The 8706-nt window shown below is 65.6% G+C and carries 9 protein-coding genes; 2 read left to right on the top strand and 7 right to left on the bottom strand.

The genetic code is table 11. The features are described 5' to 3' along the window. Positions 1-639: integrase core domain-containing protein (locus tag VG320_RS30355; RefSeq protein ID WP_327203772.1), on the top strand; the 639-nt coding region annotated here is incomplete at its 5' end. A 145-nt stretch (positions 640-784) separates the two neighbouring features. On the opposite strand, the gene VG320_RS30360 is transcribed toward VG320_RS30355, so the two are convergent. The 3 genes from VG320_RS30360 to VG320_RS30370 are packed head-to-tail and all read right to left on the bottom strand — an operon-like array spanning position 785 to position 1513. Beyond that, the gene (locus VG320_RS30360; protein ID WP_327203773.1) at positions 785-1009 is read right to left on the bottom strand and encodes a YozE family protein; all 225 of its coding nucleotides are present in this window, start codon (positions 1007-1009) and stop codon (positions 785-787) included. A gap of 35 nt (positions 1010-1044) precedes the next feature. Next, entirely contained in the window at positions 1045-1215 is a 171-nt protein-coding gene (locus VG320_RS30365; protein ID WP_327203774.1) for a hypothetical protein, read from the bottom strand. A gap of 34 nt (positions 1216-1249) precedes the next feature. Further along, on the bottom strand, positions 1250-1513 hold the full coding sequence (locus VG320_RS30370; protein WP_327203775.1) for a hypothetical protein: 264 nt from the start codon (positions 1511-1513) through the stop codon (positions 1250-1252). Positions 1514-1718: 205 nt separating this feature from the next. On the opposite strand from VG320_RS30370, the gene VG320_RS30375 reads away from it, so the two are divergent. Next, complete coding sequence (locus VG320_RS30375) at positions 1719-2675, top strand: flagellar brake protein (RefSeq protein ID WP_327203776.1); 957 nt, start codon at positions 1719-1721, stop codon at positions 2673-2675. On the opposite strand, the gene VG320_RS30380 is transcribed toward VG320_RS30375, so the two are convergent. The 4 genes from VG320_RS30380 to VG320_RS30395 all read right to left on the bottom strand — a co-directional run. Further along, on the bottom strand, positions 2672-3304 hold the full coding sequence (locus tag VG320_RS30380; protein WP_414696171.1) for a vWA domain-containing protein: 633 nt from the start codon (positions 3302-3304) through the stop codon (positions 2672-2674). The genes VG320_RS30375 and VG320_RS30380 overlap by 4 nt on opposite strands. Before the next feature lie 77 nt (positions 3305-3381). Beyond that, positions 3382-4437, bottom strand: a complete 1056-nt coding sequence (locus tag VG320_RS30385) for an ATP-binding protein (RefSeq protein ID WP_327203780.1) — start codon at positions 4435-4437, stop codon at positions 3382-3384. Positions 4438-4452: 15 nt separating this feature from the next. Further along, entirely contained in the window at positions 4453-8244 is a 3792-nt protein-coding gene (gene cobN / locus VG320_RS30390; protein ID WP_327203778.1) for a cobaltochelatase subunit CobN, read from the bottom strand. A 42-nt stretch (positions 8245-8286) separates the two neighbouring features. Then, the coding region (locus VG320_RS30395; RefSeq protein WP_327203779.1) for a GTP-binding protein at positions 8287-8706 on the bottom strand (420 nt) is incomplete at its 5' end.

Genomic DNA, 8706 nt, shown 5'->3' on the forward strand with positions numbered 1-8706 from the left:
TCGCGCTTTAACATCGTGCTGGCCGCGTGCGCACGCATGACGACGCCGGTGGTGCGAAATGAGCTTGAGCAGGTGTTTCGCTGCTACGGACTGCCCTCGCGCATCAACACCGATAACGGCGCGCCGTGGGGCTCGCCAAGCGCCCCGGGGCAACTCACCGAATTGGCGGTGTGGCTGATCAGGCTGGGCATCCGTGTGAGCTACAGCCGGCCGTATCACCCACAGACCAATGGCAAGGACGAACGGTTTCACCGCTCGTTGAAGGCCGAGGTGCTGTCGCGCCATACGTTCAGTACGCACGAGCATGTGCAGCAGGAATTGCAGCGCTGGCGTCACGTGTACAACACGCAACGTCCGCACGAGGCACTCGACATGGCCACGCCGATCACGCGCTACAGACCGAGCCCGCGCGCCATGCCGGAGAAGTTGCCGGAGCTGCAGTACGGCCCGGATGATGTGGTGCTGCGGGTCAATTCGAACGGCGTGGTGCGCGTGCACGGAAGAGCACTGCGGCTGTCAATCGCGCTCAAGGGGCTGGACGTGGCAGTGCGTGCGAAGGACGGAGAGGACGGTGTCGTGGAACTATGGTTCGGCCATCACCGGCTCACGGAACTTGACCTGAGGAAAGCAGAAACCTGAACATGATGTGTCAACGATGTCCTCGTACAGGTGTCAACCATGTCTCCAGTCTGTACACCGCCGCAAAGAAAGTAGGTGCCGCCCCGCACAGGGGCAACGCTAATAGACCGACACGAAACCAAGGAAATGCCAACCCACCGCTCAATCACCGATACTTATCCAGAAACAACCCACTATATTCACCCCAGGCCTCTTCAAAAGCAGCCATCGCCGCCAGGCTCGCATTACGCACCATCAAATGGTCGATCCAGTTTGCCTTCCAGATCCCATCCGGCGCCCGGTCATCGACACTGACATCGCGCGCCAAGCGCCCTACCGCATCGCCACGTCCGGTTTGAGTTTGAATCCATGTCTGAAATGAAGTGATCATATTCACGCTCGTTTATTTCCGATTACTACCAAAGATCAGGTTGCAAGTCTCGCCGCAATTTGAATGACAAAAATCGAGAACAGACAGGCAAGACACGCACTGAAGTCTTGATACAAATGGCGATGACGCTCGAAGTGCCGGGCAAGCAGGCTATCGGGATTCACCGGAGCATTGCCTGCCTCGCGGCGAAAATCAGTTTGATTCATTGTTAAATGCTGTCACGCAACCCGCGAAACAGTGTCAATCCGGGTAATGGCCATGACGACGCTCCCCACCCTCATCGAACGGCACCCGCATATTCGATCGCACTCCGAACGACATAAGAATGCCGGCGAACATCGCGCCACTCAGCGAAAAACGTTTGTCCTGCCGCTTGCCCTCGCGGGGCGTTTCTTCGCGCTTCTGAAACAGCGCGCATGTCCTTGCGGCCATGAACGTGTGATCTTCAACGATCGATCCACGGGCCTGAAGGCGGGAAGCATCAATAAGGGAAAAGGGGCTCATGGCTGTCTGCGTCGAAGTTGGCTGAACAGATGTCAGGATAGGCAAGCCATCCGTTGACCTGAATCAGACAAGTTCGATAGATGACTCCATCGCCGGAAGACGGCAAAGTCGATGCGCAACGCATAGGCGCAAACAATCGCACCCTAAAATTCCCCTTCATCGCGCCGTAAACACAGTGATCTCCTAACAGGCAGGACGCGCGCCGATGACCGATAGCACCGAAGCCACGCAGGCAGCGAAGCAGGAAAGCACCGAGGCCAGCGCCGCGGCCCCCGAATCCGCCGCACTCACGCCCGCCGACATCGCACCCGGCCAGCCGCTCGACTGGCCCCTCGTCGATGCCGACGGCACACTGCTGCTCGATGCCGGCGCCACCCTCGTTGGCGAAATGGAACGCGACTTTCTGTTCCGCCACTTCGCCCCGCAGCGCGGCGACCTCGAGCCGCCCGCCAGCGCCCCCGCAAAACCGCAGGAACCGGACGCCGCGCTGACCGTGCGCGATCTGCACCTGACGATCGGCGCGCTCATGGGCCTGCGCCCGCAGCAGGGCGCGAGCGGCGCGCCCATGCATCCGTGCAAGCTGATCGGCGTTGCGCCCAATGAAGCGATCTTCGTCACGCTGCCCTACGTGGACCGGCGTCCAATCGAGATCACGCCTGGCGAGAACGTCGAAATCGTCGCGATCGCGAGCCACGCGGTCTATCGCTTCGTGTGCACGATCCACGCGATGTATCAGGCGCCGCTCGGCTACCTCGTGCTCTCGAAGCCCGCCAATATCCGTATGCTGCGCGAGCGCAAGTCGATCCGCGTGCGCGCGCAGTTCCCGGTGCGCTATGGCCTCGGCGAGGAAACCGCGGGTTATCAGGGCGTCGCGCTCGCGCGCGGCATCAGCGCGCTCGGGCTGTCGATTGCCGCGCCGTGGGCGCTCGCCAAGGTCGGCGAGCGCTTGCGTCTGGCCTGGCGGCTGCGCTCGGGCGAGCTCGACACCACCGTCGAAACGAGCGCCATCGTGCGCAATGTCCATCAAGAAGACGGTCCCGAGGCGCTGTACACGCTCGGCCTCGAACTCGACAGCCTTTCGCCCGCCGACCAGATGGCGATGAAGGTCTACGTGTTCGACCGTCAGGACGATGTGCTGTACTGGACCGGCGCGGCGCGCTAATCCGGCGAAGGCGATGACAGCGACGGGACGAGCAGCGCGTCTGCCGCGACGCACTCGCCCTGCCACGCCCGCGCCAGCGCGTGGCAGCGGCCGAGGCGCACGGTTGCGGCCTCGCAATCGACCACGGTGATGTGATCCGCCAGGCGCGGGCGCGCGGGCCATTGTGTCGTGCGGCCGTCGCTGAAGAGCCAGAGGTGACGCTCGCGCGCCGGGTCACGGCGCGCCGCGGCGTCGAGCAGCAGCGAGGCGCGCGCGATGCCCGCTTCAAGTGGCGTGCCGCCGCCGCCGCCGACAGGTGCGAGCCAGCGCTCGTTCCACCAGCGCGGTACGGCGGGCCCGAAGCGCAATTCGGCACCCGCGCCGCCAAAGCAGATCAGCGCCACTTCCACACGTTCGGCACGCGCGCGATCGAACAGCGCGATCAGCAGGCCTTTGGCCAAGGCAAGCTGGCCGTGTGCAAGCATCGACGCCGAACAGTCGAGCACAAAGCAATGCAGCGCGCCGGTGCCCGTTTGGCGTTGCGCGTAACGTAGATGTTCTGCGCGCAGCGCCGTGCCGCGTTTGGCGGCGAGGGTGGCGGGCCACGCCAGACGCAAACCCGCCGCGCCAGGCGCGCGCCCGTGCACGATGCGCGCCCGCGTCTGTCCTGGACCTTCACGCCGTCGTGCGCCGCCCTGTGCCTGGGCGGTGGCCCTTGCCCGACGGGTCAGCGTTTTTTTGCGGGCAGCGGGATCACGCCCTTGACCGCTTTCGCAGCAACGGGCTCGGGCGGGAGTTCGCCCCAGTCGGCGTTTGATTCGGACTGCTGGCTTTCGCTTTGTGTATCGCCATGCTGTTGTTGCGACGGCGACGGCGGCGGCGGCGGCGAGACATGGTCGCGGCCGGCCGGAGGGTGATCGGGCAGCGCGCGGCGGCGATGCGCCAGCACCGCGGCGGCGACCTGATCGACGTGCTCGGGCGCAATCTGCGCAGCACCTTCAAACGCCGCCAGCGCGCGCGCCGCACGCAGCATCACGAGATCGGCGCGCATGCCGTCTACTGCCGCCTGCACGCACAACTGCGCCGCGCGTTCGTGCACGGCGTCGCTCCATGCCAGCGAGTCGAGCGCCGCACGTGCCGTCGCGATGCGCGCGGCCAGGTCGCGCTGCGCCGCTTCGTGCGCCGCGCAAAACGCCTGCGGATTCGCATCGAACGCGAGCCGCGCCTTGACGATGCGCTGACGCTCGGCCGTGTCATAGCGGTTGTCGAGTTCAACCATCAGCCCGAAACGGTCCAATAGTTGCGGACGCAACTCGCCCTCCTCCGGGTTCATCGTGCCGACCAGCACGAAACGCGCTTCGTGCGTATGCGAAACGCCATCGCGCTCGACCGTGTTCACGCCGCTCGCCGCCGCATCGAGCAAAGCGTCGACCAGCGCATCGGGCAGCAGGTTCACTTCATCGACGTAAAGCACGCCGTCGTGCGCGCGCGCGAGCAGGCCCGGCGCGAAACGCACCGCGCTTTCGCGCAACGCGGCTTCCAGATCGAGCGTGCCGATCAGCTTTTCCTCGCTCGCGCCAAGCGGCAGCGTGACAAAGGCCCCATCGGGCAACAGCGCGGCGAGCGCGCGCGCCGCCGTCGATTTCGCGGTGCCGCGCGGCCCGCTCACGAGCACGCCGCCAATCGCCGGATCGATGGCTGCCAGCAGCAACGCGCGCTGCAACGGCACCTGGCCGACCAGCGCAGTGAAGGGAAAAGCGGGACGCGTCGCCGCTGCGTTCATGTTCATGATCCTTCGTTATTGGCCTTCGACGCGCTCGCCCGCTTCCAGCAGTCGCTGTTCGATCTTCTCGCGATGCTCGCCCGGTTCCTGCCACAAGCCGCGCTGCATCGCCTCGATCAGGCGTTCGCAGATCGCGTGCAAGGCGTGCGGGTTGTGGCGCTCCATGAAGGCGCGCGTATCGTCGTCGTGCACGTAGGCGTCGGCGACCAGCGCGTATTGATGGTCGCCCACCACGCGCGCGGTCGCATCGTAGCCGAACAGATAATCCACGGTCGCCGCCATTTCGGCTGCGCCCTTGTAGCCGTGGCGTTTCACGCCGTCGATCCACTTGGGATTCACCACGCGCGAACGGACCACGCGCGCGATCTCCTCCTGCAGCGGACGGATGCGCGGCGCGGCAGGGTTGCTGTGATCGGCGTGATAGAGCGTAGGCTGCGCCTGCGAGAAGTGCCGTGCCGCGGCCGCCATGCCGCCCTGGAACTGATAGTAATCGTTCGAGTCGAGCAGGTCGTGTTCGCGGTTGTCCTGGTTCTGCAGGATCACGTCGATGGAAGCCAGGCGCTTGCGGAACGCATCGCGCGCCTCGTCGCCGCCTGTTTTTTGCGCGTAGGCATAGCCGCCCCACGCCTGGTATGCGAGCGCGAGATCGGCATCGGTCTGCCATTGCCGATGATCGATCATCGACTGCAGGCCCGCGCCATACGCGCCCGGCCGCGCGCTGAACACACGCCAGCCCGCGCGGCGGCGCGCTTCGCCCGCCTCCATGCCATCGGCAATCAGGGCGTCGCGTTCGCGCTGGATGCGCGCGCGCAGAGGATTCAGATGCTCGGGTTCGTCGAGTTCGGCCACGGCCTGCACGGCGGCGTCGAACAGATGCATCACGTTCGGGAATGCGTCGCGGAAGAAACCCGACACGCGCAACGTCACGTCGATGCGCGGGCGGTCGAGCGCTTCCACCGGCATGATCTCGAAGTCGATCACGCGCTGGCTGCCCGCCGCCCACTTGGGCCGCGCTCCGATCAGCGCCAGCGCCTGGGCGATATCGTCGCCGCCCGTGCGCATGGTGGCCGTGCCCCACACCGATAAACCGATGGCACGCGGGTAGTCGCCGTGCTCCTGCAAATGCCGCTCGATAAGCTGTTGCGCCGATTTCATCCCGAGCGACCACGCCGCCTGCGTGGGCACCGCGCGCGTATCGACCGAATAGAAGTTGCGGCCCGTGGGCAGCACGTCGGGGCGGCCGCGCGAAGGCGAACCGCTTGGGCCAGGCGGCACGAAGCGGCCTTCAAAACCGCGCCGCAATTGACGCAATTCTTCGTGGCCGCACGCATCCAGACGCGGCAGCACATCGTCGCGCAAACGCGCAATCACGCGCGCGGCGTGCGGCAGCGTTGGCACGATCTCATCGAATGCATCCGGCGTTTCACACGCCTGCGCGAGCAGCGTACCGGCCAGCGTTTCAAGGCGCTCGCGCGTGTCGCCCGCATGACGCCAGGGCCCGTCGATAGCCTGCACGAGTAGCCCAGGACGCGCACCGTCCCATGGCGCGGCCCAATCGACATTCGCCGCATCGAGCAGATGATCGATGCCGAAGTCGCGCGCCAGCGCGTCGATCAAACCCGCGTTCGCGCCCTGCCCGTCGCCGCTCGGATAACGCCCGAGCGCGAGCAGCGTGTCGCGCCGCTGCGTGCCTTGCGGCGATTCGCCGAAGATATGCAAGCCGTCGCGAATCTGCGCTTCCTTGAGTTCGCACAGGTAGGCATCGGCGCGATTGAGCAGTTCGTCCTCACCCTGTTGATCTTGCGGCGCGGCCACGCTCAGTTCCTCATGCAGCTTGTGCTCGATGATCGTTTCGAGGATGGTCTTGCGCAGCAGCTTCGCGCGGCGCGGGTCCACCATCAATGCTTCGTAATACTCATCAACCTGACGTTCGAGGTCTTGCAGCGGCCCGTAGTTTTCCGCGCGCGTGAGCGGCGGCATCAGATGATCGACGATCACGGCCTGGGCGCGCCGCTTGGCCTGGCTGCCCTCGCCCGGATCGTTGACGATGAACGGATACAGATGCGGCAGCGGCCCGAGCGCCATGTCGGGCCAGCAGGTGTCGGCCAGCGCCACGCTCTTGCCCGGCAGCCATTCGAGATTGCCGTGCTTGCCCACATGCGCGATCGCGTCGATGCCGAAGCTCTCGCGCAGCCAGAAATAGAACGCCAGATACGCGTGCGGCGGCACGAGATCGGCATCGTGGTAGTTGGCGTAGCTGTCGTCGCCGCGCGAGCGCGACGGCTGGATGCCGACGAACACCTGGCCGCAGCGCCAGCCCGCGATCATGAAACGACCACGGCGCACCGTCGGGTCCTGCTCGGGCGCGCCCCAGCGTGCGATCAGCGCGTTCTGCGCCTCCACGGGCAGTTGCGCGAAACGCGCGCGGTAATCGTCGATGGAAAGACTCTGCCACGCGGGCCGCAGCGCACGCGTATCCGGATCGTTGGTCACGCCTTGCGTGAGCGTGTCCATGAGCGCTTCGCCGCCTTCGGGCAGATCGCCCACGCGATAGCCTTCATCGCGCAGCATGCGCAGGATGTTCACCACGGAAGCTGGCGTATCCAGCCCCACGCCGTTGCCGATGCGCCCTTCGCTCATCGGATAGTTGGCGAGGATCAGCGCGAGCTTTTTATCCGCGTTCGGCAGCGTGCGCAGGCGGCACCAGCGCTGTGCGAGTTCGGCCACGAAGGCCACGCGTTCAGCATCGGGCTGATAGCGCACGACATCGACCTGCGTGTCCTTGCAGTGGTATGCGAGGCCCTTGAAGCTGATCGCGCGCGTGATGATGCGGCCATCGACTTCGGGCAGCGCGATATGCATGGCGATATCGCGCGAATTGAGGCCGTGGTTGTCCTTGATCCAGTCTTCCCGATTGCCGCCGCTCAGGATCACCTGCAGCACGGGCGCGTCGCCCGCCAGCGCGAGCGGCTCCGGATCGTCCAGCGACGAGGCCGCGAACGCCGTGGTGTTGAGCACGAGCGCGATGTCGTGCTCGGCGGCCAGACGATCGAGCACGTCGCGGCTGATTGCGTCCTTGAGCGAGGTGATCGCCAGCGGCAATGGGTTCAGGCCGCGCTCAAGCAACGCGTCGATGAGCGCATCGAAAGCGGCCGTGTTGGCGGCCTGCAGATGCGCCTTGTAGAACAGGATCGCGACGACTGGCGCGCCCGGTTGCCAGCGCGCGCGCCAGTCCTCGATGCTCGCCACGTCGCGCGCCGGGTGATAGAGCGACGCGGCGGGCAGCACGACCGGCGGCGCAGGTTCCGCGCCAAAGCCGAACGCGCGCCACGCGAGCGCGCGCAGAAAACCTTCTGCATTGGCCGCGCCGCCTTCGCGCAGATAACGCCAGAGCAGACGGCAGAATTCGGGTTCCGCGCGGCTCTTCGCGATCAGATTGGGGTCTTCCTGCAAGTCGCCCGAGAACATTGCGAGCAACTGGCCGCGTTGTTCGGCGAGCGTCGTGACCTGCTCGATGCCGTATGGCCAGTAGGTTTCGCCGCCCAGATGATCGACCACGACCACCTTCGCGTGCTGCAAAACATCGTCGACGTAAAAATCCACCGAAGCGGGCTGGCGCAGATACGTCACGTTGGCCAGGCGCACGCTCGGGAAACCCTCAGGCAGACGCGCGACGACGCTTGCGAGCAGGGCCAGCGTCGTATCGGCGGAACTCAGCACGACGATGTCGGCGGGCTGCTGGTCGATGCGGATCACGCCCTGCGTGTCATCGACGAAACCGCCCGGTGTGGTGCGCAAAAGATGCATGGCGGTCCCGTCAGTGCAAGCTTGAAAAAGTACGCAGCGCGCTTATTGCGTGATGGTTTGCGCCAGCGCCGCATCGAACGCGCCTTGCAGCGTGGCCGCGTCAAGGTCTTCGCCGATCAGCACGAAGCGGCTCGACAGCGTCCCGTCTGCTTGCGCCGCGCTTTCCTGCGCGTTCCAGCGACGGTCGAAATAGCTGTCGAAGCGGCGGCCCACGCCCTGGATCACGAGACGCATCGGCGCGCCCGGCAGCGCGGCGAAGCCCTTCACGCGGTAGATCGTGTGGTTATCGACGAGCTTTTGCAGCGCGTCGATTGCGCCTTCGCGCGAAGCCACGCGCGCCTCGACCACGACCGAGTCGAACTCGTCGTGATGGTGGTCGGCATCTTCCGCCGAACCGTGATGGTCGTGGCGCAGATGGATGCTTTCTTCCGACGCCGCTTCGAGGCCGAGCAGCGTATGCAG

Origin of the sequence: Paraburkholderia sp., from assembly GCF_035948235.1 — a bacterium.
Classification (GTDB): Bacteria; Pseudomonadota; Gammaproteobacteria; order Burkholderiales; family Burkholderiaceae; genus Paraburkholderia.

Excerpts from the sequence above, each read along its gene's own strand:
- VG320_RS30360 (WP_327203773.1), bottom strand. The coding sequence starts at position 1,009 with ATGATCACTTCATTTCAGACATGGATTCAAACTCAAACCGGACGTGGC.
- VG320_RS30365 (WP_327203774.1), bottom strand. The coding sequence starts at position 1,215 with ATGAATCAAACTGATTTTCGCCGCGAGGCAGGCAATGCTCCGGTGAAT.
- VG320_RS30370 (WP_327203775.1), bottom strand. The coding sequence starts at position 1,513 with ATGAGCCCCTTTTCCCTTATTGATGCTTCCCGCCTTCAGGCCCGTGGA.
- VG320_RS30375 (WP_327203776.1), top strand. The coding sequence starts at position 1,719 with ATGACCGATAGCACCGAAGCCACGCAGGCAGCGAAGCAGGAAAGCACC.
- VG320_RS30385 (WP_327203780.1), bottom strand. The coding sequence starts at position 4,437 with ATGAACGCAGCGGCGACGCGTCCCGCTTTTCCCTTCACTGCGCTGGTC.
- cobN (WP_327203778.1), bottom strand. The coding sequence starts at position 8,244 with ATGCATCTTTTGCGCACCACACCGGGCGGTTTCGTCGATGACACGCAG.